General features: G+C 75.3%; 26 protein-coding genes. 5 read left to right on the forward strand and 21 right to left on the reverse strand.

Annotated features, from left to right (window positions below; all coding sequences use genetic code 11):
* Positions 1 to 249: 249 nt before the first annotated feature.
* Together ACFYR0_RS23615 and ACFYR0_RS23620 are read right to left on the reverse strand one after the other, a co-directional pair.
* Positions 250 to 618: a UBP-type zinc finger domain-containing protein gene (locus tag ACFYR0_RS23615; protein ID WP_389331375.1), complete on the reverse strand. Its 369-nt coding sequence runs from the start codon at positions 616 to 618 to the stop codon at positions 250 to 252.
* Positions 619 to 691: 73 nt separating this feature from the next.
* Entirely contained in the window at positions 692 to 1,369 is a 678-nt protein-coding gene (locus ACFYR0_RS23620) for an adenosylcobinamide amidohydrolase (RefSeq protein WP_389331378.1), read from the reverse strand.
* A 223-nt stretch (positions 1,370 to 1,592) separates the two neighbouring features.
* Here ACFYR0_RS23620 and ACFYR0_RS23625 point away from each other — a divergent pair, with 223 nt between their 5' ends.
* Both ACFYR0_RS23625 and ACFYR0_RS23630 read left to right on the forward strand, forming a co-directional pair.
* On the forward strand, positions 1,593 to 2,039 hold the full coding sequence (locus tag ACFYR0_RS23625) for a phage holin family protein (RefSeq protein ID WP_389331380.1): 447 nt from the start codon (positions 1,593 to 1,595) through the stop codon (positions 2,037 to 2,039).
* Complete coding sequence (locus ACFYR0_RS23630) at positions 2,036 to 2,491, forward strand: DUF3618 domain-containing protein (protein WP_389331383.1); 456 nt, start codon at positions 2,036 to 2,038, stop codon at positions 2,489 to 2,491. Before ACFYR0_RS23625 ends, ACFYR0_RS23630 begins: the two co-directional genes overlap by 4 nt.
* A 146-nt stretch (positions 2,492 to 2,637) precedes the next feature.
* Here ACFYR0_RS23630 and ACFYR0_RS23635 read toward each other — a convergent pair whose 3' ends face one another.
* From ACFYR0_RS23635 to ACFYR0_RS23705, 15 genes are all read right to left on the reverse strand, one after another.
* Positions 2,638 to 3,561, reverse strand: coding sequence for a hypothetical protein (locus tag ACFYR0_RS23635; protein WP_389331386.1), 924 nt, complete (start codon positions 3,559 to 3,561; stop codon positions 2,638 to 2,640).
* A gap of 174 nt (positions 3,562 to 3,735) precedes the next feature.
* Positions 3,736 to 3,882 carry a hypothetical protein gene (locus tag ACFYR0_RS23640; protein ID WP_386381222.1) on the reverse strand — a complete coding sequence of 49 codons (147 nt, stop codon included), beginning with the start codon at positions 3,880 to 3,882 and terminating at the stop codon, positions 3,736 to 3,738.
* A 131-nt stretch (positions 3,883 to 4,013) separates the two neighbouring features.
* Complete coding sequence (locus ACFYR0_RS23645) at positions 4,014 to 4,445, reverse strand: hypothetical protein (protein ID WP_389331389.1); 432 nt, start codon at positions 4,443 to 4,445, stop codon at positions 4,014 to 4,016.
* Positions 4,446 to 4,554: 109 nt separating this feature from the next.
* Positions 4,555 to 5,388 carry a hypothetical protein gene (locus tag ACFYR0_RS23650; RefSeq protein WP_389331392.1) on the reverse strand — a complete coding sequence of 278 codons (834 nt, stop codon included), beginning with the start codon at positions 5,386 to 5,388 and terminating at the stop codon, positions 4,555 to 4,557.
* 190 nt (positions 5,389 to 5,578) lie between these two features.
* Positions 5,579 to 6,193 (reverse strand): sigma-70 family RNA polymerase sigma factor, encoded by a 615-nt coding sequence (locus ACFYR0_RS23655; RefSeq protein WP_389331394.1) that lies wholly within the window; start codon positions 6,191 to 6,193, stop codon positions 5,579 to 5,581.
* A gap of 238 nt (positions 6,194 to 6,431) precedes the next feature.
* Complete coding sequence (locus ACFYR0_RS23660) at positions 6,432 to 7,109, reverse strand: SDR family NAD(P)-dependent oxidoreductase (protein ID WP_389331397.1); 678 nt, start codon at positions 7,107 to 7,109, stop codon at positions 6,432 to 6,434.
* A gap of 294 nt (positions 7,110 to 7,403) precedes the next feature.
* Positions 7,404 to 8,672, reverse strand: coding sequence for an NAD(P)/FAD-dependent oxidoreductase (locus tag ACFYR0_RS23665; RefSeq protein ID WP_389331400.1), 1,269 nt, complete (start codon positions 8,670 to 8,672; stop codon positions 7,404 to 7,406).
* 411 nt (positions 8,673 to 9,083) lie between these two features.
* The gene (locus ACFYR0_RS23670; RefSeq protein ID WP_389331403.1) at positions 9,084 to 9,578 is read right to left on the reverse strand and encodes a MarR family winged helix-turn-helix transcriptional regulator; all 495 of its coding nucleotides are present in this window, start codon (positions 9,576 to 9,578) and stop codon (positions 9,084 to 9,086) included.
* Between the two features lie 41 nt (positions 9,579 to 9,619).
* A complete protein-coding gene (locus ACFYR0_RS23675) occupies positions 9,620 to 11,377 on the reverse strand; it encodes a PP2C family protein-serine/threonine phosphatase (RefSeq protein WP_389331406.1) in 1,758 nt (585 codons plus the stop codon).
* Positions 11,377 to 12,447, reverse strand: coding sequence for a SpoIIE family protein phosphatase (locus ACFYR0_RS23680; protein WP_389331409.1), 1,071 nt, complete (start codon positions 12,445 to 12,447; stop codon positions 11,377 to 11,379). Before ACFYR0_RS23680 ends, ACFYR0_RS23675 begins: the two co-directional genes overlap by 1 nt.
* Positions 12,447 to 12,890: an anti-sigma regulatory factor gene (locus ACFYR0_RS23685; protein WP_389331411.1), complete on the reverse strand. Its 444-nt coding sequence runs from the start codon at positions 12,888 to 12,890 to the stop codon at positions 12,447 to 12,449. Before ACFYR0_RS23685 ends, ACFYR0_RS23680 begins: the two co-directional genes overlap by 1 nt.
* Positions 12,887 to 13,312 carry an STAS domain-containing protein gene (locus ACFYR0_RS23690; RefSeq protein WP_389331414.1) on the reverse strand — a complete coding sequence of 142 codons (426 nt, stop codon included), beginning with the start codon at positions 13,310 to 13,312 and terminating at the stop codon, positions 12,887 to 12,889. The genes ACFYR0_RS23685 and ACFYR0_RS23690 overlap by 4 nt, the downstream gene beginning before the upstream one ends.
* Positions 13,309 to 14,178, reverse strand: a complete 870-nt coding sequence (locus tag ACFYR0_RS23695) for an STAS domain-containing protein (protein WP_389331827.1) — start codon at positions 14,176 to 14,178, stop codon at positions 13,309 to 13,311. Before ACFYR0_RS23695 ends, ACFYR0_RS23690 begins: the two co-directional genes overlap by 4 nt.
* Before the next feature lie 161 nt (positions 14,179 to 14,339).
* A complete protein-coding gene (locus ACFYR0_RS23700; protein WP_389331417.1) occupies positions 14,340 to 14,702 on the reverse strand; it encodes an anti-sigma factor antagonist in 363 nt (120 codons plus the stop codon).
* A gap of 143 nt (positions 14,703 to 14,845) precedes the next feature.
* Complete coding sequence (locus ACFYR0_RS23705) at positions 14,846 to 15,721, reverse strand: SigB/SigF/SigG family RNA polymerase sigma factor (protein ID WP_389331420.1); 876 nt, start codon at positions 15,719 to 15,721, stop codon at positions 14,846 to 14,848.
* Positions 15,722 to 16,025: 304 nt separating this feature from the next.
* On the opposite strand from ACFYR0_RS23705, the gene ACFYR0_RS23710 reads away from it, so the two are divergent.
* Together ACFYR0_RS23710 and ACFYR0_RS23715 are read left to right on the forward strand one after the other, a co-directional pair.
* Entirely contained in the window at positions 16,026 to 16,883 is an 858-nt protein-coding gene (locus tag ACFYR0_RS23710; protein ID WP_389331424.1) for a SigB/SigF/SigG family RNA polymerase sigma factor, read from the forward strand.
* Between the two features lie 180 nt (positions 16,884 to 17,063).
* Positions 17,064 to 17,663 carry an ATP-binding protein gene (locus ACFYR0_RS23715; RefSeq protein WP_389331427.1) on the forward strand — a complete coding sequence of 200 codons (600 nt, stop codon included), beginning with the start codon at positions 17,064 to 17,066 and terminating at the stop codon, positions 17,661 to 17,663.
* A gap of 27 nt (positions 17,664 to 17,690) precedes the next feature.
* Here ACFYR0_RS23715 and ACFYR0_RS23720 read toward each other — a convergent pair whose 3' ends face one another.
* Positions 17,691 to 18,203 carry an ATP-binding protein gene (locus ACFYR0_RS23720; protein WP_389331430.1) on the reverse strand — a complete coding sequence of 171 codons (513 nt, stop codon included), beginning with the start codon at positions 18,201 to 18,203 and terminating at the stop codon, positions 17,691 to 17,693.
* Positions 18,204 to 18,385: 182 nt separating this feature from the next.
* Between ACFYR0_RS23720 and ACFYR0_RS23725 the strand changes: the two genes are divergently transcribed.
* Positions 18,386 to 19,465 (forward strand): MerR family transcriptional regulator, encoded by a 1,080-nt coding sequence (locus ACFYR0_RS23725; RefSeq protein ID WP_389331433.1) that lies wholly within the window; start codon positions 18,386 to 18,388, stop codon positions 19,463 to 19,465.
* A 41-nt stretch (positions 19,466 to 19,506) separates the two neighbouring features.
* Here ACFYR0_RS23725 and ACFYR0_RS23730 read toward each other — a convergent pair whose 3' ends face one another.
* From ACFYR0_RS23730 to ACFYR0_RS23740, 3 genes are all read right to left on the reverse strand, one after another.
* On the reverse strand, positions 19,507 to 20,889 hold the full coding sequence (locus ACFYR0_RS23730) for a cryptochrome/photolyase family protein (protein WP_389331436.1): 1,383 nt from the start codon (positions 20,887 to 20,889) through the stop codon (positions 19,507 to 19,509).
* Positions 20,890 to 20,894: 5 nt separating this feature from the next.
* Positions 20,895 to 22,547, reverse strand: a complete 1,653-nt coding sequence (locus ACFYR0_RS23735) for an SDR family oxidoreductase (protein ID WP_389331439.1) — start codon at positions 22,545 to 22,547, stop codon at positions 20,895 to 20,897.
* 327 nt (positions 22,548 to 22,874) lie between these two features.
* Positions 22,875 to 24,044, reverse strand: coding sequence for a PucR family transcriptional regulator (locus tag ACFYR0_RS23740; protein WP_389331442.1), 1,170 nt, complete (start codon positions 24,042 to 24,044; stop codon positions 22,875 to 22,877).
* Positions 24,045 to 24,092 lie beyond the last annotated feature (48 nt).

The following is a 24,092-nucleotide window of genomic DNA, read 5'->3' on the forward strand; positions in this document are numbered from 1 at the left end:
GGCGGCCGGGTGGGGGGTGGTCGGGGCCAACTTGGGTCGGGCGCCCGCGCGGGGGGGGGGTGGGCGCCCGGGGGTGGTGTTGGTGGCCGCCCCCCGGGGGGGGGGGGGCCCCACCCCCCCGCCCCCCCGCCCCTCGGCCACCCCGTACCCGCGCCACTCGAACAGCCGTCCCCGTGCTCCTCGGACACTCCGTCCCCGCGCCACTCGAACAGCCCGTACCCGCGCCCCTCGGCCACCCCGAACCCGCCCTCACCCCGTGGCGGGCAGCAGGAAGACCTCGTCGGCGAAGCACCAGGCCCAGTCCTCGTCCGCGGCGAGGGACGCGGCGACGGGATGGCCCGTCTCCATGTGATGGCCGAAGGCGTGGGCGCCGCGGGAGCTGTCGCAGCAGCCCACGTGCCCACAGGTCGCGCACCACCGCAGCCTCCGCCAGGTCCATCCGCGCGCCAGGCACTGCGCGCAGGCCGGCCAGGCCAGGTCGCCGGGCACGGCCGGTGCGTCCAGGTGGGCGCAGAGCGGGGGTGTGAGGCGGCCGGCGTCGGGCGCGACCCTCCAGGGGGCGCCGAGGGACACCGTGGTCGCGGGGTCGAAGGCGACGCCGGGCGCGTGGGCGGTCATGGTCTGCCTCCTCGCTTGGTGGTGGGCTGTGCTGAGTTCCCTCCCAGGGCCGTGAACGGATGCGCCGGATGCGTCACGCCCCGGGCGCTGCGGCGCGTACGGCGCCGTGCACCGCCCGGGCCAGCCGGGCGCCCCAGACCGAACGGGGACCGGCGAAGGCCACGGTCTCCGCCTCGCCACCGGGTCGGCGCGCGGCCACGCACACCGCGTCGGTCGGCGTCCCCGAACAGTCGTACCCGGCGTCGAGCAGGGCCTGGACCTTGGCCTCGGTGGCGGTGGCGACCGCGTTGACGAGAGCCGCGTCGGTGAGGGCGACCGGGAGGGCGACCACGATGTTGACCGTGCCCGGCGGAGCCTGCCCGTACGCGCCCTCGGCAGGCGAGGCGGCCCAGCCGCGCACTCCGAGTCCGGCGGTGGCGACGGCGTGGACACCGCCGTCGTGAGCACGGCCGTAGGCCTGGACGTCGGCGGCCGTCATCAGTCCCACTCCGGGGCCGTACTCGCCCGCGTCGGCCGCCAGTCGGGCCAGGTGCCGGTCCGGGTCGGTACGGCGGTAGCCGTGGGAGACCTGGGCGTTGAGCACCCAGGACCGTTCCCCCAGACCGCCGCCCAGGACCGCGCTGCTGACCATCCGCCAGCCGCCGCCCGCACGCCACAGCAGGGCGTGCAGCGTCTCGCCGTCCTCGAGGCGGGTCAGTTCCCGCATCTCCAGAGGACCGGCGGCGGTACGGGGCGGGACGACGGCGCTCACCGGGCGGGCACTCCTTGTCGTGACGGGGACCGGGCGATCCTATGCGGCGGCCCGCCGGGCCCGTCCGCCGGGCCTCGCGGGCCGTCTCGGATCGGGTGCCGTGATCCCGCGCGTACGGGGTACTCGCGACCTCACGCGCCGTACGGAAGCGGCACCGTTCGCGACGTACGGAGTCCGGAGGACCGCAACGAAACGGAATCGGCGCGAACGTGGGAGACGGAAGGTGATCGCCGTGTCGAGTGCACGACCCCTCGAGCGAGAGGCCGGGCCCGGTGCGCGGCCCTCGGGCGACGAGTCGGCGGGCGAGCTGGTGGAGCGCGCCACGCGGCAGCTGACGGAGTTGGTGCGCGGCGAACTGCGGCTGGCCCGGGAGGAGATGAAGGAGAAGGGCAGGCGGTACGGCAAGGGCGGCGGGATGTTCGGCGGAGCCGGTGTGTGCGGCTTCCTGGCACTGCAGGCCCTGGTGGCCACGGCCGTGGCCGCGCTGGCGGTGCCGCTGCCGGTCTGGGCGGCGGCGCTGATCGTCACCGCCGTCCTGGGCCTGGTCACCGCGGTCCTGGCCCACGCGGGGAAGAAGCAGGTCGCGCAGGGCTCACCGCCCGCACCCCGACAGGCCATCGCCGGCGTCAAGGCCGACCTGAACGAGATCAAGGAGAGTGCACGACGATGAACCAGCCATCCCGCAACGGGCGGACCGCCTCCTCCGAGGAACTGCGCGAGCACGTCGAGGACGTCCGCGGCGACCTCGGCCGGACCGTGCAGGCACTGGCCGCCAAGACCGACGTCAAGGCCAGGGCACGGCAGAAGGCGGCCGAGGTCAAACAGCAAGCGGCCGAGAGGGCGGGGCAGTTGAGGGCCAAGGCGGCCGATGTCACCCACGCCGTCGAGGACAGGGTCGCCCACCCCGTGAAGGACAAGGCCGGTCAGGTCTCCCGGCAGGCCCGGGCGAAGACCGCGCGGGCCGGGCACCTCCTAGGCGACCGGACGCCCGAGCCGGTGCGCCGCACGGCGGTCCAGGGGGCGCGGGCGCTGCGCGGCCGGCGTGTCGTGGTGCTGACGGCGGCCGCGGGCGGAGCCGTGCTGGTGTGGCTGGCGTACCGGCCCAGGAGCCGCAGGAGGTGAACGGTCGACGGCGGCGGGGACCGCCGTCCCGGGCACGTTCCCGAGGGTTGCGGATTCCCGACACGTTCCGGGTAGTGCGGGTCCCCGACACGTTCCCGAGTGGTGCGGTTCGTCGCCGCACCACTCGCCCGGTTCCGGGCGAGCCGTCAGGCGCCCAGCAGACCGACCGTCCCCGTCGCCACCGGCCGGCCGTCCGTGAGAACGGCGAAGCGGGCGCTGAGCGCCTGTCCGGTCAGCTCGACGAAGGCGCTGCCGCCGCTCGGCACGGGGCTGTGCAGGTCCACGCTCAGGCCGGTCACCGCGGCGGCCGGCCTCCCCGAGGCCAGCAGCATCGCCTGGCGTCCGGCTTCCAGCAGGGCCGCCGCAGGGAGGAAGGGCGGCCGTCCGGGCAGGAGCACGGGATGGCCGGGGTCGCGCGGGGAGAGTACGAGCCGGCCCTGCGGGGTGCGGGCCAGCAGGACGTCGGTCTCGGCCGCGGCTCCCACGGCCTCCGCGCCGGGACGCAGCAGACCGGCGGGCGGCGCCGCACCGGCCGGCTCCGGGGCGCCGGTGCCCGGGGGACGGCGGACCAGACGCATGGTGCACGACCCGAACGTGCCGCCGTCGTGCAGATAGTCGGCCGAGACACGGCAGGCGGCGACTCCGTCGTCCTCACGGAGGATGTCGGCCACGGTCAGCCGTACCTCCACGTCCGTGGCGTCGCCGGACTCCAGCGGCTGTGCGTCGGCCCGCAGCCCCAGCCGTACCGAGACGGGCTCCAGCACGGCGGCCTGACGGGCGTCCCCCTGCTCCAGCAGCGCGGCGAGCTGGCGCAGCGACTCGACCATGATCAGCGGGTGATGGGCGACGGGAACGCGGCGCTCGTTGAGGGGATGCAGACGGGGCCACTGGCAACGGGCCTCGAACGCGCGGGCGCCCGCCCGCCGCAGCGACAGGACGAGCATCGCCGACATGGTCCGCAGCCCGATGCTGCGCCAGGCCAGGAAGACGTCGGCGGAGTTCTCCCGCACCGGCGGCGCCTCGGACCCCGGGGGTTCCGCCTGTGTCCCGTACGCCGTCACACCCTGCATGCTCGCCTCCTCGGGGCCGGCGTGCGCCGGCCCGCGCCGGTCACGCCGTCCGGACCGGTGTCGTGCAGCGATTCGCTCCCCGGCGCCGGGACGGATGCGGGCGGCGGCCGGACGGGCGCGGACCAGGACGCCATGGGGGACGCCCGCCCCGGCCGTCACCGCCGGGCCGTGCCCTCAGGGGCGCCGCCGCAGCCTTCCGAGGAGCCGCTGCGCCTGGGCCCGGCGCCGCGGGTCGGCGGACGCGCGGCGCACCTGTTCCACGGCGCGGCGGCCCTGCGGGCTCCGGCTGAACCGCATGAGCTTCTCCAGCATGCCTGGCACGGCTGACCTCCTGGGACGGTCGACGACAGGGCCCGCCTCGGCCCCGGGGGCGCGGAGCGGGTGTAAAGACGCGTCTACCCGCGGATCGTCGGCCCATCCCTCGCCGCGGCGGATTCCTCCCCCGGCCTGGGTCAGGGGGATGCGGTGGCGAGGACGCTCTCCATGGCGTCCATCTCGTCCTGGAGGTCGGCGAGTTCCTCCTCGAGCCCGTCGGGACCGGGGGTCCCGAACGCTCCCGTGGGCTCGGGGAGGCCCGACAGCGCGGGGTCCCCGAGGGCGTCCTCGACGTGCTCGCGGAACTCGTCGCCGCCGACGACCTCCCCGATGATCCGCGCGTGGACGCGCCGGAGAGTCCGCTCGTCCAGTCCGGCGCAGGCGGCCGGGTCCTCGGCGTCGGCGGGCGGGCCGCCCGCCCGCGCGAACTCATCGGCCTGCCGGATCAGGGCGGCCTCGCAGGCGGCCTCGTCGCCACCCGCGGTGGTGCCTTCGCCGTCCCCGGCCCCACAGGCGGTGACGGCCAGGAGCAGCAGGCCGACGGCGGACAGGGCGGTGCGCGAACCCATCGTCCCCCCAGAATGATTGTCGATGTACAGACATCATCCACCCTGGCCGGGAGGACTCCCGCCCGCGCCCGCCACCCGCCCGCACACGCGCGCCGGCCGCCGTGGCCGGTCAGTCGCCCTGGGTGGGGGACGCGGCGGGCGTACCGCCCTCGAGGACGGTCTCGAGCCGACCGGTGCCCTGCTTCACGGCGGTGTCCACGGAGTCCGGCTGTCCGCCGTCCGGGCCGCCCGCCGTCACGGTGATCGCGTTGTCGTCGACGCGCACCACGCCGACGTTGAGCGTCAGTGTCGTCGGAGCGCCGTCGGCCGTGCCCTGGACGGTTACCTGCAGGCCCTGCCGGGCGTCTCCCTCGTCGGGCAGCGTGGTCTCGACGACCTGGACGGTGCGCTCCGAGTTCCCGGAACCGGTCACGGTGAACTCGTCGCACTTCTGGGGGAGGGACTCCAGCCAGTCCATCGAGTCGTCGAGGCCGGAACCGCTGTAGGCGGCGACCTGGTAGAGGAGCCGGGAGTCCCCCTCCTCGAAGCCGGTGAGCGCGGACGCCCCGGACGGCATGCCGAGCAGGTCCTCGCTGTAGAGGCCGTCCATCAGGCGCTGGCAGTCGGAGGCGTCCGCCTTGCCGGTGAGGAAGTCGTCGACGTCGACGGAGCCGGCCAGCAGCGAGTCCCGCCACTTCGCCGCGTCGTCGACCTGCGTCCACTCGTCCTCGATGTCCGCCTCCGTGATCAGTGCCGTCTTCGCCTGCGCCTCGGTCAGGGCTCCGGACGGCGTGGCGGCCTCGGGGACCGCGGGGCGTGAGGCGGTGTCGGACGGCGGCCTGGTGGTCTCCCCGGCCGTCGTTTCGTCGCCGCCGCCGTCGGAGCAGGCCCCGGTGGCCAGCAGGACTCCCGCGGCCAGGACGGCGGCGGCGACGCGGGCGGGGCGGGACGGGCGACGGGTCATGACGGGTGCCTCCGGGGATCACGGACGATGTCCCCAGCGCACCACCGGCCCCTCCCGGCCACCAGCCTGCGCGGCCCGTACGGGTGAGGCCGGGCGCCGCGCCTCGGGCGACCCGTACGGGTGGGAGCCACATGCCGCCCCCGCGCGGCCCGCAACGCCGAGCGGGGGCGAGCCCTCTCGCCGCCGGACGTCATCCCCGGACGGCGTCGGCCTCCAGGCAGCGCGCGAGCCGCAGCAGGCCCCGTCGCGCGTGGCTCTTCACGGTGCCCAGGGGCCAGCCGGTGAGCTCGGCGATCTGGGTGTGGGTGAGGTCGTCGTAGAAGGCCAGGGTCAGCACCCGCCGCTGGGCGTGGGGCAGCCTGCGCAGTTCCTCGGTCAGCACGACGCGGTCCAGCACCGCTTCCGGCTGCTCGTGCCGGTCGGCGGGCTCCAGGGCCAGCCTCGTCCCCGCCGCCGTCACCAGTTCCGCCCGGCGGGTCCGGGCCGACAGCGCGTCGGCGACCTTGCGGCGGGTGATCCCGACCAGCCACGCGCCCAGGGCGCCGCGCTGCGGGGCGAACCCCGAACGCCCTCGCCATGCGGCCAGGAACACCGTCTGGGTGACGTCCTCCGCCTCCCGCGCGTCGCCCAGGGAGCGGCACGCCAGGGTGTACACCAGCGCGCCCCACCGGTGGTAGACCACTTCCAGGCAGTTCTCGTCGCCCGCGACGAAGCCGGCGGCGAGTTCGTCGTCCGGGTGGTTCCCGCCCCGAGGCCATGCGGGAGCCGCGTCGGCGACGCGGTCGGGAGCCTGCACTGCGCTCATGGTGTCCACTCCTCGTGCGGCGGTGGCCGGGCCGCCTCGCCCCCGGGCGGATCGGCCCGGACCGCGCCCTCGGCGGCCGGCCGCCGGACGTCCGTAGCCCGGAGCGACTGCGGCATCTCCACCGTGCTCGGCGCGGAACTCGCCCCACAAGTCGCAACGTCTTTGCATCGCTTTGCCCGGAGCGCGCGGTGCCCCCGGGTGCCGCGGTGCGTCGTGACCCCGGGGCGAGCGGGCCGTCTCAGTCCGGGCGGTGGGCGGCCGGGGCGGGCCGGAGCAGGGCGTCGAGGATCTCGTCCACCGCCTCGGCGACGGTCAGGCCGCGGGGCAGCGCGGGCGGGGAGCCGGCCACGGCGCGGGCGGCGAACCCCGACTCCACGTGCGGCAGCCGGATGTCCAGGACGGCCACGCCCTCGCGCCGCCGCTCGCGCCGGACGGCCGTCAGCCAGGCCGCGAGCGCCGCCTTCGAGGCCGCGTAGTCCGCCATGCCCGCCGGCGCGGCGTCGACCACGACGCCGGTGACCGCCGCGAGGGCCCCGCCCCGGGGCACGACGGGCAGCGCGGCCCGCAGAAAGGCCATCGGGGCGAGCGCGTTGACCGTGAGGAGGTGTTCCGCGACCCAGTCCGGCACGGTGTCGGCCCGGCCGAACCCGGCGACGCCGACGCAGACGACGACCGCGTCCAGCCCGCCCAGCGCGTCCGCCGCCCAGGGCACGGTGTGCGCGCAGCCCTCCAGGTCGTAGGCGTCGATCCGGTGGACCGGCGCTCCCCCGCAGGTGGCGGCGGCGCGTGCCAGGGGCGCGGGGGTGCGGCCGGCCAGGGCGACCCGGGCGCCGAGCCCGTGCAGTCGTGCGGCCAGCGCGCTCCCGATGACGCCGCCGGCGCCGGGTACCAGGACGCGTGCTCCTTCGATGTCCACGTTCGTCTCCCGCCTCGGCCCGACGGCCGGTTACGGCCGCCGGGGACGGTCGGTCAGGCGACGGGCCCCGCTCCGGCCCCTGGTCCTGGGGCCCAGGGCCCTGTCGTCGAACTCCCACCTGCCCCGCGACGCCACGCACGCTCCCCCACTTCGTGGGAGGCGCCCCCACTCGCCGCACCCGGCACCAGCCCGAGTACGTCCGGTACGAGGGCTTGCACCCGGCACTCCCCCAGAGCACGCACCTGACGCCGCGGGGCCGTCCTCCGGGCGACGACGGGAGTCCGACGACAGGACCTAAGGCCGCAGGTCTCGCAGCACCTCGCGCGCGGCCCGCGCGCCCGAGGCCATGGCGCCCTGGACGGAGCCGGTCGCCCGGTGGTCGCCGCACACGTACCGGCCGGGCGAGACCCGGGTGGTGCGGCTGAGCGGCTGGGGCGGTGTCATGACGGGCAGGGCCTCCTGGACCGTGCGCACGGTCAGCAGATGCCAGCCCTCGGTGCCGGTGCCGTACGCCTCGGCGAGCGCGGCGCGCAGCCGGTTCTCGCGGCCCTCGGCGTCCGGGCCGAGGACCGAGGTGGCGATCAGGGCGTGGGCGGGAGGGGCGTGACCGGGCACGACGTCGCTCAGCACACAGGTGTTCAGGAACCGGCGACGGGTGTCCACGAGCAGCGTCGGCTCGCCCAGCGGGGAGCGCGGCGCGGCGTGGTAGTAGGTGGTCACGACCCGGTAGGCGGGTACGTCGACCCCGGGGAGCAGGTCGGTGACGGACCGGGGGCCGGCGGCCACCACGACGGCGCGGGCGGGGAGCTCCCGGCCGTCGGCGGTCAGCGCGCCGCCGGGTGTCAGGCGTTCCACGGGGGTCTCCAGCCGGACCGTGCCCGTGGGCAGGGCGCCGGCCAGGGCGCGCGGGACGGCTCCGACGCCCTCGGCGGGCAGGCACAGGGTGCCGCGCAGCATGCTGCGCCACACCAGGTGGAAGAAGCGGCTCGACGTGGCCAGGTCGTCCTCCAGGAAGACCCCGGCGAGGAAGGGCCTGAGGAACCGTTCCACGAGCGCGTCGGAGATCCCCGCGTCCGCGAGGGCGGTACGGGTCGTGGTGTCCGGGAGCCTCTTGAGGCGCCGGGGCGGGGCGAGCAGGTCGCGGGCGGTGAGCGCCGCGAGGGCGGCCAGGTCACGGGGGCCCGCGAGACGTCCGGGCAGCAGGTCGGGCAGAGAGCGCGGGCGCCGGGTGGGGTCGCTGAACCGCAGCCGGCCCGTCGGGGTGTGGACGAGGACCCCGGGGGTGAAGGGCCTCAGCCTCAGGTCCTTCAGGACCACCCTGCGGCGCAGTTGCGGGTAGGACGTGTTGACGACCTGGAAACCGCGGTCCACCACGAAGCCCTCGACCCGGTCGGAGCGCATGCGCCCGCCGACCTCGTCGGAGGCCTCGACCACCCGCACCCGCAGGCCCGCGTCCGCCACGTCACGGGCACAGGCGAGCCCCGCGACCCCGGCGCCGATCACCAGCACGTCCGTCGTCTCCCGGACCGCGGCCACATGACCACCTCCTCGCTCGTTCGTCATGACCGGGGTGCCGTCCTCGACGGGGACTCCGGTCGGCCGCCGCTCGCGCGGGCGTGGCCGGGCGGTGCCGGCGGGGCGGCCGTGGCCGGGCTCCCTGGGGCACCTGGTGCGCGGCGGCGGACGCGGCGGGCCGGGCGGTGGGTCCCTGGAACACGAAGGGGGGCCGCGTTCCCGGGATGTGTCCGCTCGGCCGGCGCGCCCGGGAAAGCCCTGCGGCTCCCGCTTCCCGGACGGCCGCGTCCGCCTCCACCACGACGGCTCCCTTCCTGTCGAGTGGCACCTGTCCCCGTTTCCCCTCGAAGGGCTCCGGCGGATGCGCCCGGCCGGCACCGGCCGGTGACGTCCGCGAGGAACACAGGCACGGCGGCGTCTCGTCGCGCCCGAGACGCCGTACGGCGGGGACGCGGCCGATCAGCGTCGCGGTACGCGCACCTCGCCGAGTTCGGTGTTCAGCGCGTCCAGGTAGCGCAGCACCACGGCGAGTTCGTCCTCGCTGAACCGGACACGGGCCTGTTCGGCCGCCTGGGCGAGCGGCATGAAGTAGGTGCGCGCGGCGGCCCGCCCGCCCTCCTCGTAGTGGATGTGGACGACCCGGCGGTCGGCGCTCTCGCGCAGACGGCGGATGTGCCCGGCCTTCTCCAGCCGGTCGAGGCAGGCGGTCACCGCGCCGGAGGTCAGACCGAGGTGCTCGCGCAGCATGCCCGGGGTCGGCGGCTGCGGGCTGTCCAGCACGAAGGACAGCGCCTGGACGTCGGTGGGGTGCAGTCCCTGTGCCAGGGCGAAGCCGTGGACCAGCCGGTTGATCTCCCCGATGGTCCGCCGCAGCGCGACGGCGAACCGCTGCGGGTCGGTCGGTGTGCTCCCGGCGACGGCGCCGCCGGTCTCGTTCTGCTGTCCCCTGGCCACGAGGTCAGCGTACTGGGCGGCCCGCCCGGCCCCGCCCGCCGTCACCGGCCCGCCCGTGGCACGCCGTCCCGCCCCTCCCCCGTCCGGGCCCTCTCCGCGTCGTCCACATGGCACAGCAGCAGGCATACGTCGTCGTCGTGTTCGGAGTCGTCGAGCAGCGGCTGCAGCAGCCCGTCGGCGCAGCCGTCGAGATCCCCCGCGAGGTCTCCCGGGCGGACGGCGGACAGGGCGCGCGCCAGCCGCTCGATCCCGGGGTCGATGCCCTGGGCGCGGCGTTCCACGAGGCCGTCGGTGTAGAGGGCGAGCGTCGAGCCGGGCGGCAGGGACTCGGTGTGCTCGGCGATCTCCTGGTCCAGGGGGATGCCGAGCATCGCGCCCGGCCGGGCGTCCAGGGTGCGCACCCTTCCGTCCGGGGTGCGCAGCACGGGCGGCGGGTGTCCGGCGGCCGCCCAGGTGAGTTCGCCCGTGCCGGGACGGAACCGGGCGATGACCGCGGTGGCGTAGAAGTCGAGCCGCAGGTGGTGCAGGAACTGGTGCAGCTGGGTCAGGAGCCGGCCGGGGCCCGCCCCGTGGACGGCGTAGGCGCGCAGGGCGGTGCGGAGCTGGCTCATCGTCACGGCCGCGTGCAGTCCGTGTCCGGTGACGTCGCCGACGACGGTGATCAGGCTGCCGTCGGGCTGGCGGAAGGCGTCGTACCAGTCGCCGCCGATGTTCATGCCGCGGGTGGCGGGCAGATAGCGGGCCGCGAGGTCCATGCCGGGGACCGTGGGCAGGTCGGTGAGCAGGGCGCGCTGGAGGGTCTCGGCGATGTCGCGGTTGTGCTCGTAGCGCCGGGCGTTCTCCAGGGCGATGCCGGCCCGCCGGGTCAGTTCGACGAGCATGACCGCGTCGTCGGGGTCCCAGCGCTCCTCGGGCGGGGTGAGGGTGAGGACGCCCTGGGTCGTGCGGTGGGTGAGCAGGGGGATGCAGAGCAGGGGCCGGTCGGGGGCGAGCGCGGACGGCGGCCGGTCGTCGACGCCGGGCAGCCCGCCCGCGTGGTCGGCGGCGTACTGGGGGCGGCCGCGGCGGGCGGCGACGACCGCGGCGGCCGGACGCGCCACCGCGGGGTGCGGGTCGTCCGGCGTGTCGAACAGCCAGACGTCCACGGTGCGGGCGTAGCGCGGCACCAGCAGATCCGGGAGGAGCCGTACGACGGCGTCGGGGTCCAGGGAGGCGGTGAGGACGGCGCTGGCGTCGGCGAGGAAGGTGAGTCTGCCCCGGGCGTTCTCCGCCTCGCGCCGGGCGCTCTGTTCGGCGGCGAACAGCTCGCGCTGGCGTTCTCCGGCGGCGTCCAGCTCGGCGTGCAGGGCGACGACGCCCTGGTTGGTCTGGTGGAGTTCCTCCCGGTGGAAGCCGACCAGGGCCCGCTGTTCGTCGAGCTGGTCGAGCAGCAGGCCCGCGTCCTCGTCGGCGGAGAACAGGGCCTCGGCGAGGGTGACCTCGTCGTCCGGGACGTGTGCGGCGGGTACGGGGGCGGCCTCCGGGTCCGGGAAGCGGACGACGGACGCCTGCCAGACGGGGCGCCCGTCGGCCGGGCGTACCTCGACGGTGAGGCGGTTCTCGCCGGGCGGCGCGTCGGTGCGCGCGGTGACGGTCCAGGCGCCGCCCTTGGTGAGGCACTGTCTGAGCTGGGCGGTGAGCGCGGCCATCAGGCGGGTGCGCTCGACGGGCTGCACTCCGCAGGCGGCGGCCAGCCGGGCGGTCGCGATGCGGGTCCGTGCGGCGTCGGTGACGCCGCGGACGTTCCAGGTGGGGTTCATCAGGGGCGGTCCGGCGGGGTGGGGGTCAGCACGACGACCGCGGTGTCGTCGCGCACCGGGCGGGCGGGGCTGCTGGCGTCGCGCACGATCGCGGCGGCGACGGCGGCGGGGTCGCGGGCGGGGTCGTGGTGGAAGGGGTCGGCGCTCCACCGGCTGGGGAGGCCGTCGCTGTGCAGGACGAGCAGGCAGTCGTCGGTCCACTCCTCCACCTGGCACGGGAGGGTGGCCGGGAGGTGGGCGCCGACGATGCCGGGCCGGGACAGCAGCGGCCGCCAGCGGTCGCCGCGGCGCAGTCTGGCGCCGATGTTGCCGACGCCGCTGAAGGACAGCCGTCCGGTGGCGGTGTCGAGCTGGGCGACCGCGACGGCGGCGCCGCGGGTGCCGCGCAGGGCCTCGTGCAGGGTGCGCAGCAGCCGGTCCACGGGCAGATCCGCGCGGCGCCGGACCTCCGTGACGGCGGCGGAGGAGGCCCGCGCGGCGTGCTCGCCGTGTCCGAGGCCGTCGGCCAGCATCAGGGTGAGCCGGTCGCCCGAGCGGGCCCAGGCCCAGGCGTCACCGGAGAACTCGGCTCCGGCGAAGGGGATGTTGATGCCTCCGGCCCGCGCGGGGCCGGACGGGCGGGCGCGGCGCGGGGCACCGCGGGGGGCGCCGCGGGGGGCGATCCGGGCCAGCGCGATCGTGCCTCTGCCGGGGGTGCTGTGCAGGTCGAAGTCGTCGGCGGTGCGCAGGCAGGTGCCGAGTCCGGCGCCGAGGGAGGCGGCGGTGGAGTGCCCGTCGCGCAGCGCCGCGGCGACATCGGCGATACCGGGCCCGTGGTCGACGGCCAGTATCTGCACGACGGCCGCCTCGGTGTCGCCGTGGGCGGGCACGGCCGGACTCACGGCCTCCAGCAGGACGCGGCCGCCGCCGGCGTGCTTGAGCAGGTTGGTGGCGAGCTCGGTGGCCACCAGGGCGGCCTCGGCGGTGCGGTCCTCGTCGAGCCCGGCCTGACGTGCGACGGCCTCGGCGGCCACCCGTACGTCACGGACGCGGGTGGAGTCGTGCACGGGCACCTCCCGGACGCGGGGCATCAGCGCGCCTCGCGGGGGCGGGGCGGCCGGCCGACCCAGGAGGTGACGGTGACGACGGTGCCGCCGCCGGGGCGGCTGTCGACGGCGAAGTCGTGCACGAGCCGCCGGGCGCCGCCGAGGCCCATGCCGAGTCCGCCGCCTGAGGTGTAGCCGTCGCACAGGGCCTGGTCCAGGTCGGCGATGCCGGGGCCCTCGTCGGCGAAGGTCAGCCGCAGGCCCGCCACCCCGGACCGGTTCACCAGGGCGCACTCCACCTCGCCGCCACCGCCGTGGACGAGGGCGTTGCGTGCCAGTTCGCTGGCGGCGGTGACCAGTTTGGTCTGGTCGACCAGGCCGAATCCGGCGGTGACGGCCAGTTGGCGGACGTGCTGGCGCACCCACACCAGATCGAGGTCGGAGCGGATCGGCAGGCAGGCGGAGACCTCGCCGCCGGTGTGGGTCACGGCCGCTCCCGTCGGGTCCGGCCGTCCCCGAGAAGGCCGTGCGCGGCCTCGGCGCCGAGGTCGCGCACGGCCTCCTCGGTGCTGAGCGCCGTACGCAGCCCCGGCAGCGTCAGACCCAGTTCGACCAGGGTGATCGCCACCGCGGGACGCATCCCGGCCACCACGGTCTGGGCGGCCAGCAGCCGTGTCTGGGAGGCGATGTCGCTGAGCACCCTGCCCATGAACGAGTCGATGATCTCCACGCCGGACAGGTCGATGACGACCCCGGCGACACCGCTGTCGGCGACCATCTCGCCGATGTCCTGCTGGAGTTGCTCCGCCGTGCCGTCGTGCAGGTCGCCCTGGAGGGTGACCAGCAGGACACCGCCGAGCCTGAGGACGGGCACCCGGCTCTCGTAGCGCGGGGTGAACACGCCGGTCACCGCGGCGCCGTGCCGTGCGAGGCGAGCTGCACGATGTCGGCGCCCTGCTGGCGCAGCGCGTACGCCAGCGCGTCCGCGAGGCTGGCCCGGGTGAGCACGGAGCTCAGGTCGATGCCCAGGTGGACGATGGTCTGCGCGATGGCCGGCCGGATTCCGGAGACGATGCATTCCGCTCCCATCAGACGCGCCGCGGCCACCGTCTTCATCAGATGCTGGGCCACCAGGGAGTCGACGGTGGGGACGCCGGTGATGTCCAGGATGGCGAAGTGCGCCTGCTGGTCGACGACGGCGTTCAGCAGTGTCTCCATCACCACCTGGCTGCGGGCGCTGTCGAGGGTGCCGATCAGCGGTACGGCGACGATGCCGTCCCAGAGCCGGATCACCGGCGTGGTCACCTCCAGGAGTTGCAGCCGCTGGCGGTCGATGACGTCCCGTCCCGCGCTGAGCGCCGTGTCCTGGACGACCAGGCGGAGCGTGCCCATCAGGACGGTCAGCGTCGTCGTGCACTCGAGGACGTGCTCCGCCGGTGCCCCGGAGAGCTCGGCGGCGAGCAGGTCGGTGACCGGCGGGCGCAGGGCGTCCACCTCGGCGGAGATCAGGGCGGCGTCGGCACCGGCCCGGGACCGGGCGTCGGCGGTCCGCGCCAGCTGTTCGCGTACGACGGCGAAGGCCCCGGCGCCCGCGTCCTCCGGGCGCCCGGCGGCGGCGACCGCGGCCAGCGCCTCCACCACGGCGCGGCCCGCCTCCACCGCCTCGTCCCGGGACACCGTGAAGACCGTCCGGAAGAGCGAGGCGTCGGCCCAGCGCTGGGCGATCTGCTCCCGCCGTCCGCGGAGGAACTCCGCGACCTCCTCCGTCGGCGGCATCGGCTGCGCTGGCCTCGGCTGTTCCGGCACTTACGTCACTCCTTGTCGCTCTGCTGCTGCCCCGGCGGGACCGCGGAACCGGTTCCGTGTGGGCCGCACCAACTGTAGGGAAGCGTTGATCCGTTGCAACCCTTACGAGGTGAAACCCCTCCCGCGGGTGCTCAGCCGGCCGCCGCCGACAGCGCCTCGTCGACATCGGCGAGCAGCGGGACGGTGAGGCTCACGCCCGTCAGGTCCAGGATGCGCCGGACGGCGGGCGCCGGGGATATCACATAGACGCCGCCGGAGTCCTCCCGGACCTCCTGGTACACCCGCAGGATGATGTTCATGCCGGACGAGTCCATGAAGGGCACGTCGCGGATGTCGAGCAGGAAGTGGCGCCGTCCGTGGTGGAGTTGGTTGGCGAGGTGGTGGTTCAGCTCGGTCGCCGTGGCCGAGTCCAGGTCTCCCGCGACCGTGAGCAGCACGGTGTCCTCGCGGAGCACCTCCACCTTGACGGACAGAGCGTTCTGAGCTTCGGACACGAGGCCTCCCACAGGCGCTGGCGGACGGGACGGGTGTCCCGTCGGGTGGATTCCATGCGTCGGGGCACCCGGTCGCCCGGGTGCGGCCGGAGGCGCCGGGGTCGGCGCGTCCGGCACGGACGGTGCTGAGCGGCCGGCGCCGCTCAGGCCACGCCCGGTTCCAGCAGCCCCTTGCGCAGCCGCTTGATGATGCGGCTGATGAGCCGTGAGACGTGCATCTGGGAGACGCCCAGCCGGGCCGCGATCTGCGCCTGGGTGAGTTCCTCCACGAACCGCAGGTGGATGATGCGCCGGTCCCGCTCGTCGAGGGACGCCACGAGGGGCGCCAACGAGTACAGGTCGTCGACCAGTTCGAGCGACGGGTCCTCCTCGCCGAGACGGTCGGCGAGCACGGTGTCGCCCCGTTCCGACTCGGTGGACAGCGCCGCGTCCAGGGAGGCGGACTGGTAGCAGTTGGCCGCCTTGCGCGCCTCGACGACGTCCTCCTCCGGCAGGGACATCAGCTCGGACAGCTCCCGTGTGGTCGGGGTGCGGCCCAGCCGGGAACGCAGTTCGTCGGTCGCCCTGGCGAGCTCCGCCCGGGCCTCCTGGAGCCTGCGCGGCACATGGACGGCCCAACTCGTGTCGCGGAAGAAGCGCTTGATCTCCCCCACGATGTACGGCACCGCGAAGGTGGTGAACTCCACCTCCCGCGACACCTCGAAACGGTCGATGGCCTTGATCAGCCCGATGGTGCCGACCTGGACGACGTCCTCCAGCGAGTCCCCGCGGGTGCGGAAGCGCGAGGCGGCGTACCTGACCAGCGACAGGTTCATCTCGATCAGCGTGTTGCGCACGTACTGGTGGTCGGGGGTGCCCTCTTCCAGCACGGCCAGGCGGTCGAGGAACCGGCGCGACAGTTCCCGCGCGTCCTTGGGCCTGACCGCGGCCGGATCCTCGATGAGCGGCAGTGCCGCCCCGTCCGCCGTGCTCGTCTCCCCCGCCGTGGCCGTCGTCCGTGCCGCCGTCACGGCTGCCATGCCGCCCTCCCCGATGCCGGATCCGAATGTCATCCCCCGACTGCCCGGCTTCGCGGGATTCACTCCCCACCAGTGCGCGAACACCGCGGCGGCGCCCGGTTCTGGCCGGAATCCTCCCTTCCACGACGCCCCGTCCGGCCGCCGCGAAGCTCGCCCCGTTTGCCCGGCCGAGGGCGGGGCAGGCGCCAGATCGTGCTTCGGAACAGAGGCACCGGCGGAGGCGCCGCGCCCGTCCAGGGCTGCCCACAGCCCCTCCGCGCTTTCCACGCAACCGCCTGACACCTTCGTTCAGGAGCGTTTTCGCATGCTGGTTGAGACGTCCGCACACGGTTCCGGTCCCACCCCCCGCCCCGCCGCGTCACGCAGGCACCGCCACGACGACGCGCCCGAGACCGGGGCGGCCTTCGCCCGGCTCACGGCACTGCCCGCCGGGCCCGAACGGGACACCGTGCGCGAGGAACTGACCGAGGCCTGGCTGCCCATGGCCCACCGCATCGCCGGCCGCTTCCGCAACCGCGGCGAGTCGCTCGAGGACCTGCGCCAGGTCGCGGCACTGGGCCTGGTCAAGGCCATCGACCGCTACGAGCCGGGTCGCGGCGCCTTCGAGAGCTACGCCGTGCCCACCATCACCGGAGAGATCAAACGGCACTTCAGGGACCGGATGTGGGCCCTGCGCGTGCCCCGTCGCGTCCAGGACCTGCGCAACAAGGTGCGGCTCGCCCGCCGCGAGCTCCTCCAGTCGGCCGGCGGCGGCGAGCCCTCCGTCCCCGAGATCGCCGCCCACACGGGCCTGACCGAGGACGAGGTCAAGACGGGCACCGAGGCGCTGGAGAGCTACCGCACGCTGTCCCTCGACGCCGAGGGCCCCGGGGAGGACGACGGCTACAGCCTCGGCGACACCCTCGGTGTGCGCGAGGAGGCGTACGACGTCGTCGTCGACCGCGAGGCCGCCAAGGCGGGACTGCGGCGGCTGCCCGAACGCGAGCGCGCCATCCTCTACATGCGCTTCTTCGAGGACATGACGCAGCGGCGGATCGCCGACCGGCTGGGCATCTCGCAGATGCACGTCTCACGGCTCATCAACCGCTGCTGCGCACAGGTGCGGCAGGAGGCCCTGGGGCTGAAGCCCGGCCACGACGACGGCGGCGGGCCGCGCCGGTGACCGCCGCGCGGGCGCGCCCCGTGGCACGGACCCGGGCGGGTGGGCCACACTCGGGTCGGTCCACGAGTGGCATGTGACGGAGGTGCGAAAGCCGTTGTACTCCCCCACCACGCATCCGCTTCCCGGCACCGGCGGTGCCGCCGCTCCCCCGCACGGCCCGCCGGCCGAGGCCGGAGAGCGATGAAGTCCGCCGAGCCCTCGGCGGCCGGCAGCGGCGGGCCGGCGGCCGTGCGCCGGGCCCCGGCCGGCGGTCCCGCCGAAGTCGGAAGCGCGGCACCGGTCGGTAGCCCCGCCGTCGGCGGAAGCGCGGCACCGGTCGGCAGTCCCGCCGCCATCGGCAGCGCGGCACCGACCGGTAGCCCCGTTGGCGGAAGCGCGGCACCGATCGGCAGCCCCTCCGCCGTCGGGAGCGCGGCCGCGGCGCGGCAGTACGTCCGGGACCTGGTGCGGGAGCGCTGGCGCGGACCGTCCGGCCCGGCGGGCGAGCAGGCCGTCGTCGATCTTCTGCTGGTCGTCTCGGAACTCGTCACCAACGCCATCCGCCACGGCGGCGGCCTCGCCCGCTTCGAGGTGACACCGGTGGCGGAGGGCGTACGGCTGGAGGTGCACGACCACAGCGGGACGGTCCCCCCGGCCGCGTTCGGCCACGGCACGTTCCCGCAGCCGGACGCGAGCGGCGGTTTCGGCTGGCCGCTGATCATCCGCCTGGCCCGCGAGATCCACGTCGAGCGCCGTCCGGAGGGCGGCAAGGCGATCAGCGTCCTGGTGCCGCTGGTCTGAGCCGCGGGCGTCGGGCCCGGTGGGGCGTCACCAGGGGAGGAACACGTGGACGTCCTTGCCGACCTCGCCCGCGTCCTCGGCGGCCCCGTCCCCGCCCGTCCCGCCGGACGGGTCCGCGGGGTTCACGGGGCTCTGTGGCTCCTTATGGACGACCACGCTGACCTGGTCGCACAGCGTCTGGATCAGGTACCAGCCGATGCCCCCGCCGCCCTTGCCGGGGCGGAAGGCGCGCGGCGCGGGCGGGGTGGTGTTGGTGTCGCCCAGGGTCACGTGCACGCCGTCGAAGGTCCTGCGCAGGGTCAGCCGGAAGGGTCCGGGCGCGTACTGGACGGCGTTGGCCGCCAGTTCCGTCACCACCAGCAGGATGTCGTCCCAGTGCTCCGGGGCGGAGGGCGGCTGCGTCCTGCCGAGGACGGCGAGGAACAGCTCCGCCGTCACCCTGGCGTCGGTGACGTCCTCGAGGCGCCCCGCGAACGCGGCGGCGCACTCGAGCGTGTGTCCGGACGACGGCTGGTCGCTCCATCGCGGTTCGGTCGGCATCGCACCTTCCCGGCCGTTTCACTGCGAACTGTGTGGCCTCTGATCTCTCCCTCCGCCCCTGGTTCCCCAACCGGGGGCGACTACGCGCACAGATTCATCCTGACCTTGCCGGGCCGTACGCGCCGACGGATCATGGGAGGATCTCGCATCGATACCGCGTCGAAACAGGAAGCGGCTGCCGCATGACCGCCGAGAGCAGGTCCGCCGAGAGCACGTCAGAGGACACCGGGGCCATGGACACCCTGTCCGCCGACGCCGGTGTGACGACCGGGGCGCTGGCCCGCCGGCTGGGTGTCTCCCCGACCACGCTGCGGTCGTGGGACCGCCGCTACGGCATCGGCCCGGCGCTGCGCGCGGAGGGCCGGCACCGCCGCTGGGCTCCCGCGGACATCGCGATGGTGGAGGAGATGTGCCGGCTGACGGCGACGGGGGCGCCGCCCGCCGAGGCGGCCAGGGTCGCCAGGCTGCGCCACGGTACGGACGATCTGCCGGGCGGCCAGGACCGGGAGGGTCCGGAGCCGGACGCGGCGGCCCTCCCCCCGGCCCCGGACACGGCCCGTTCCGGCGACGCGGGCGGCGGGCTCCCGCTCGGCGAGGTGCGCCAGGAGTGCCGGGGCCTCGCCCGTGCGGCGGTCCGGCTGGACGCCCCGGAGCTGGAGCGGCAGCTGACGGCCGCCGTGGAACGGCACGGGCTGACCGTCGCCTGGGAGGAGGTGATGGTGCCGACGCTGCACGCCGTGGGCCGCAAGTGGGAGTCGTCCGGCGACCGCTACGTGGAGGTCGAGCACCTGCTGTCCTGGCACGTCTCCTGCACCCTGCGCGGCATGCCGATGCTGCTGCCCCGCCCGCGGCCGCTCCCGGGGGCCGCCCCGGTGGTGCTGGCCTGTACGCCCGGGGAGCAGCACTCGCTGCCGCTCGAGGCGCTGACGGCCGCGCTGGGCGAGCGGGGCGTACCGACCCGGATGCTGGGCGCGGCGGTGCCGGCGGAGGCGCTGCTGGCGAGCGTACGGCGCACCGGACCGGCGGCGGTGGTGCTGTGGGCGCAGGCCCGCTCCACGGCGTCGGTGCCGCTGGCCCGGCATGTCGCCGGTCTGCAGTGGGGGGCGGCGGGAGCGCGCGGGCGACCGCTGGTGCTGCCCGCCGGGCCGGGCTGGGACCGGCGGGCCTCCACGGGCTTCCCGCGCTGTGCCGGGCTGAGCGAGGCGGTGAAGACGCTGACCCGGCTCTACGAGGACGACGCGCCGACCGTACGGACCCACTGAACGCCGGAGTACCGGCGCCCGGGAGCCCGCGCCGGGGCCGCTCAGTCCTCCTCCCGGGCGCCGCGGGCCCGCCGGAACCGGTCCAGCCCCTCGGACAGTTCCACGACCGGATGGGGATAGTCGAGCGCGGCCCGGTCCAGCCCGGCGAGTTTCCACGGCTCGTGCACCGCGCGGCTGTCGACGTCCCTGAGCTCGGGCACCCAGCGGCGGACGTAGACGCCGTCGGGGTCGTGGCGTTTGGCCTGGGTCACGGGGTTGAGGACGCGGTTGGGGCGGGTGTCGGTGCCGGTGCCCGCCACCCACTGCCAGTTGAGCTGGTTGTTGGCGACGTCGCCGTCGACCAGCCAGTGCAGGAAGTGCGCGGCGCCGATCCGCCAGTCCACGTAGAGGGTCTTGCACAGGAAGCTCGCGGTCAGCAGGCGGGCCCGGTTGTGCATCCAGCCCTCGTGGAGCAGCTGGCGCATCGCCGCGTCGATCACCGGATAGCCGGTGCGGCCCTCGCGCCAGGCCTCGATGTCGGCTCGCGCGCCGCGCTCGGTGCGCCAGTGGTCGTGCTTGGTGCGGTAGTCGGCGTGGGAGGCCTGCGGCCGGGCGGCGAGCACCTGGCGGTGGAAGTCGCGCCAGGCGAGCTGCCGTACGAACGACTCCGCGCCCACCCCGCCGTGCCGCCGCGCCCGCTGGACGAGTTCCACCGGGGACAGGGTGCCGAAGTGCAGATGCGCGGAGAGCTGCGAGGTGGCGTCGGCGGCCAGGTCGTCGCGGGTGTCGTCGTAGGCGTCGAGGCCGCGGCGCCAGTAGGCGGTCACCCGCTTGCGGCCCTCGCTCTCGCCGCCTGCGGCCAGCCCGGCCGAGACGCCGCCGACCTCGTCGCGGGCGGGCAGTTGCTCGCCCTTCACGTCATCGGGGACCCGCACCTGGCGCGGGGCGCCCGCGACGGGCCGCAGCCGGACCTGCGACCACTGCCGGTAGTACGGCGTGAAGACGGCGAAGTGGTCCGACGAGGAGGGCGTCACCTCGCCGGGCGGAACGGCCACGGTGGCGGCGTCGTGGACGAAGAGGCGGCGGCCGTCGGCCTCCAGCGCGCGGCGCAGCCGGTCCTCGCGGCGGGTGGCGAAGCGGCTGTGCGCCGCCGACATGTGCACCTCGTCGGCGTCCGCCTCCGTCACCGCGCGGCAGACCTCCGTGACCAGGTCGCCGGAGCGCACCACGAGCCGTCCGCCGCGCTCGCGCAGCGAGGCGTCGAGGTCGGCGAGGCAGTCGGCGAGGAACGCGGCGCGGTTGGGGGCGTCGAATCCCGCCGCGGCCACGGCGCGGTCGCGCACGAACAGCGGGACGACGGCGTCCGCGCAGTCCAGGGCCGCGTGCAGCGGCGGATGGTCGTGCAGGCGCAGGTCGGAGGTGAACAGGACGACTGAGACGTGCATGGGCTTCAGCTTCTCTCCGGTGGACGGCGTCGGCCGGTGCGGACGGCACTGTCTTCCGCTGTCACCGGGTGCGCGGATGCGGTCCCGGCCGCCGTCCGTTCCCGGCGTCGCTCCTGTTCCCGCGCCTCGTCGCGGGCGCGGGCGGCGGTCTTGACGATGTTGCGTGCCATGCCGCCGAAGACGATCGCGTGGAAGGGCGCGACGCTCCACCAGTACAGGTGGCCGAGCAGGCCGCGCGGGTGGAACAGGGCCCGCTGCCGGTACCGGACGGGCCCGCCGTCCTCGCCGCCGTCGACCTGCATCTCCAGCCAGGCCAGTCCGGGCAGCCGCATCTCGGCGCGCAGCCGCAGCAGCCGTCCGCGTTCGATCTCCTCCACCCGCCAGAAGTCGAGCGAGTCGCCCGCCCGCAGCAGGCGTGCGTCCCGTCGGCCGCGGCGCAGTCCGACGCCTCCGACCAGGCGGTCCAGCCGGCCGCGTACGGCCCAGGCGAGCGGGAAGGAGTACCAGCCGTTCTCCCCGCCGATGGCTTCGATGACCTGCCACAGCGCCCCGGGCGCGACGTCCGCCTCCCGTTCGCGCAGGTCCGTGTAGAGACTGCCGCCCGCCCAGTCCGGGTCGGTGGGCAGCGGGTCGCTGGGGGCGCCCGGCACGGAGGCGGAGGACCAGCGGGTGACGACCTGGGCCTCCCGGATGCGCTGCAGCGCCAGGGCGACCGCGCGGTCGAAGCCGAGGGGGTGACCGGGCGGGTTCGGCACGTACTTCTCGATGTCCCGTTCCTGGCACACCACCTCGTGGCGCAGGGACTCGGTCAGCGGGCGGGCGATGGAGGCGGGCACCGGCGTGACCAGCCCGACCCAGTGGCTGGACAGTCCGGGCGTGAGCACCGGCACGGGCAGGATGAGCCGCCGGGGCAGTTCGGCGACGACGGCGTAGCGGCGCATCATCTCCAGGTAGGTGAGCACCTCGGGGCCGCCGATGTCGAACGCGCGGTTGACGTCCGGGGGCAGTCCGGCGCAGCCGACGAGGATGCGCAGCACGTCCCGTACGGCGATCGGCTGGATGCGGGTGTGCACCCAGCGCGGGGTGACCATCACGGGGAGCCGCTCGGTGAGGTAGCGGAGCATCTCGAAGCTGGCGGACCCGGAGCCGATGATGACGGCGGCGCGCAGGACGGCGGTCGGTACGCCGGAGTCCATGAGGATGCGGCCGACCTCGGCGCGCGAGCGCAGGTGGGCGGAGAGTTCCGTCTCGGGGACGCTCGCGGGGGTGAGTCCGCCGAGGTAGACGAGGCGGCGGACGTCGGCGCGGCGGGCCTGTTCGCCGAAGACCCGGGCCGCCTCGCGGTCGGTGCGTTCGAAGTCGTCGCCGGTGCCGAGCGCGTGCACTAGGTAGTAGGCGACGTCCACGCCGTCCATCGCCGCTGCCGTCGACGCGGCGTCCGTGACGTCTCCCTGGACGATCTCGACCTGGCCGGCCCAGGGGTGGTCGCGCAGTTTGCCCGGGGTACGGGCCAGGCAGCGCACCCGATGGCCGGCCGCAAGCAGCTCGGGCACCAGCCGCCCGCCGATGTAGCCGCTGGCGCCGGTCACCAGACAGGTGAGGGAGTGCCGCCCGAGCGAGGGGTGTGCGCCGGTCCCGGTGTTCCGCTCGTCGCCCATGCCGCCGCCTCAGCCTGCCGTCGTCGCCGGAGCACGGTCGTGACTCCGTCACCGATCACTACCCTGCGCGGGTCCCGGGCGGATGCGCCCGGTGCCCGTGGCGGGCGGGTGACGGGGCCTGCGGAGGACGAGCCGGTCCGAATGGCTCGGACGACGCCGGTGCGGCGGTGCGGTACGGGCTCGCCGGTGCGGCGGTGCGGTACGGGCTCAGCCCACACCGGTCCGGCGGAACGCGATACCGGCTCGATCCACACCGGTCCGGCGGAATGCGATACCGGCTCGATCCACACCGGTCCGGCGGAACGCGATACCGGGCCCGGTACCCGCTCAGTCCACGCCGGTGCTGCGCACGGCGGCGAGGGCGGCGCCGAGGTCGGCCACGGTGCGCGGGTCCGCCAGGGACCGGCCGGTCAGTTCCTCGACGCGGCGCAGGCGGTAGCGGACCGTGTTGGGGTGCACGAAGAGGGACCCGGCGGCGTCGGCGGCGGAGCCGGCCGCGGCGAACCAGTGCTCCAGGGTCTCCAGCAGCCGGGCGCGCTCCGCCGCGGGCAGGGCGATGACGGGCCCCAGGACGGTCTCGACGAGCTGGGCCGCCTCGGCGGGCGCGGCGGCGGCCAGCATGGCCAGGGGGTTGTCGTCGAACCGTGCGACACCGGGCGCGGTGCCCGGCAGCCCGGCGAGGGCCAGCCGGGCGAAGCGCAGGGCCTGCGGGACGTCGCGCAGGGAGGCGACGCCGGGGCTGAGGCCGACCCGGGCGCGGGCGCGCCGCAGCACACGGACGCAGGTCTGCTCGGCGTCCGGCGCGGTCAGGGCGACCACGCCGATCTGCTGGTGGGGCAGCAGCCGCCAGGCGGAGGCCAGCTGGGACTGGCGCAGCGCGGTCTCGATGCCGGTCAGGGGTTCCTCGCCGGGCGCGGTGGCGGTCGCGACGGCGACCGCGTACGATCCGTGCTCGGGCAGGCCCAGTTCGCGGGCGGCCTCCCACAGGGTGGTGCGGTCGGCGATGACGCCGGTGAACAGGGCTTCCACCAGTGCCGAGCGCCGGGCCTCGCGCTGGAGGGTCAGCTCCGCCGAGGTCTCCCGGTGGGCCGCCGCGACGGCCTCGGCGTACAGGCCGAACAGGGCCCAGATGTCCGCCGACTGGGACACCAGCTCGGCGTCGGAGACCTCGGGATGAGCGCGTGCCTCCTCGAGGATCTCCGACCACAGCAGCTCGAAGCCGATCCGGTACGCGTGCAGGGTGTCGGCCAGCGGCATGCCCTGTTCGGCGCGGATACGGCCGGTGTCGCGCGCCGGGCTGGGGTCCGCGACGCCCTTGCGGTGGAAGTGGCCGAGGACGAGGTCGGCGTTGGCGGTGCAGGAGCGGCGCAGCGACTCGAAGGGGATCAGTGACTCGTCCTGGTACGCCTCGACGTCCGCGCGAATGGTCTCCGCGATCCGGTCGCCGAGTTCCGGCAGCCGTGCGTGCAGTGCCGCGGCCACTCCCGAAAGAACCATCGCCCCAGCTTAGCGGCGCCTTCTTGTGTCCAGGAACAAACTGTGACG

The sequence above is a fragment of the Streptomyces sp. NPDC005017 genome (genome assembly GCF_042873115.1).
In the GTDB taxonomy this organism is placed as follows: domain Bacteria; phylum Actinomycetota; class Actinomycetes; order Streptomycetales; family Streptomycetaceae; genus Streptomyces.

What these genes read in the sequence shown, in the direction of transcription:
- ACFYR0_RS23725 (WP_389331433.1), top strand. Translation starts at nt 18,386, where the DNA reads ATGACCGCCGAGAGCAGGTCCGCCGAGAGCACGTCAGAGGACACCGGG.
- ACFYR0_RS23740 (WP_389331442.1), bottom strand. Translation starts at nt 24,044, where the DNA reads ATGGTTCTTTCGGGAGTGGCCGCGGCACTGCACGCACGGCTGCCGGAA.
- ACFYR0_RS23710 (WP_389331424.1), top strand. Translation starts at nt 16,026, where the DNA reads ATGCTGGTTGAGACGTCCGCACACGGTTCCGGTCCCACCCCCCGCCCC.
- ACFYR0_RS23650 (WP_389331392.1), bottom strand. Translation starts at nt 5,388, where the DNA reads ATGACCCGTCGCCCGTCCCGCCCCGCCCGCGTCGCCGCCGCCGTCCTG.
- ACFYR0_RS23715 (WP_389331427.1), top strand. Translation starts at nt 17,064, where the DNA reads ATGAAGTCCGCCGAGCCCTCGGCGGCCGGCAGCGGCGGGCCGGCGGCC.
- ACFYR0_RS23730 (WP_389331436.1), bottom strand. Translation starts at nt 20,889, where the DNA reads ATGCACGTCTCAGTCGTCCTGTTCACCTCCGACCTGCGCCTGCACGAC.
- ACFYR0_RS23630 (WP_389331383.1), top strand. Translation starts at nt 2,036, where the DNA reads ATGAACCAGCCATCCCGCAACGGGCGGACCGCCTCCTCCGAGGAACTG.
- ACFYR0_RS23635 (WP_389331386.1), bottom strand. Translation starts at nt 3,561, where the DNA reads ATGCAGGGTGTGACGGCGTACGGGACACAGGCGGAACCCCCGGGGTCC.
- ACFYR0_RS23655 (WP_389331394.1), bottom strand. Translation starts at nt 6,193, where the DNA reads ATGAGCGCAGTGCAGGCTCCCGACCGCGTCGCCGACGCGGCTCCCGCA.
- ACFYR0_RS23695 (WP_389331827.1), bottom strand. Translation starts at nt 14,178, where the DNA reads ATGCCGCCGACGGAGGAGGTCGCGGAGTTCCTCCGCGGACGGCGGGAG.
- ACFYR0_RS23735 (WP_389331439.1), bottom strand. Translation starts at nt 22,547, where the DNA reads ATGGGCGACGAGCGGAACACCGGGACCGGCGCACACCCCTCGCTCGGG.
- ACFYR0_RS23675 (WP_389331406.1), bottom strand. Translation starts at nt 11,377, where the DNA reads ATGAACCCCACCTGGAACGTCCGCGGCGTCACCGACGCCGCACGGACC.
- ACFYR0_RS23720 (WP_389331430.1), bottom strand. Translation starts at nt 18,203, where the DNA reads ATGCCGACCGAACCGCGATGGAGCGACCAGCCGTCGTCCGGACACACG.
- ACFYR0_RS23645 (WP_389331389.1), bottom strand. Translation starts at nt 4,445, where the DNA reads ATGGGTTCGCGCACCGCCCTGTCCGCCGTCGGCCTGCTGCTCCTGGCC.
- ACFYR0_RS23665 (WP_389331400.1), bottom strand. Translation starts at nt 8,672, where the DNA reads ATGACGAACGAGCGAGGAGGTGGTCATGTGGCCGCGGTCCGGGAGACG.
- ACFYR0_RS23615 (WP_389331375.1), bottom strand. Translation starts at nt 618, where the DNA reads ATGACCGCCCACGCGCCCGGCGTCGCCTTCGACCCCGCGACCACGGTG.
- ACFYR0_RS23680 (WP_389331409.1), bottom strand. Translation starts at nt 12,447, where the DNA reads ATGCCCCGCGTCCGGGAGGTGCCCGTGCACGACTCCACCCGCGTCCGT.
- ACFYR0_RS23705 (WP_389331420.1), bottom strand. Translation starts at nt 15,721, where the DNA reads ATGGCAGCCGTGACGGCGGCACGGACGACGGCCACGGCGGGGGAGACG.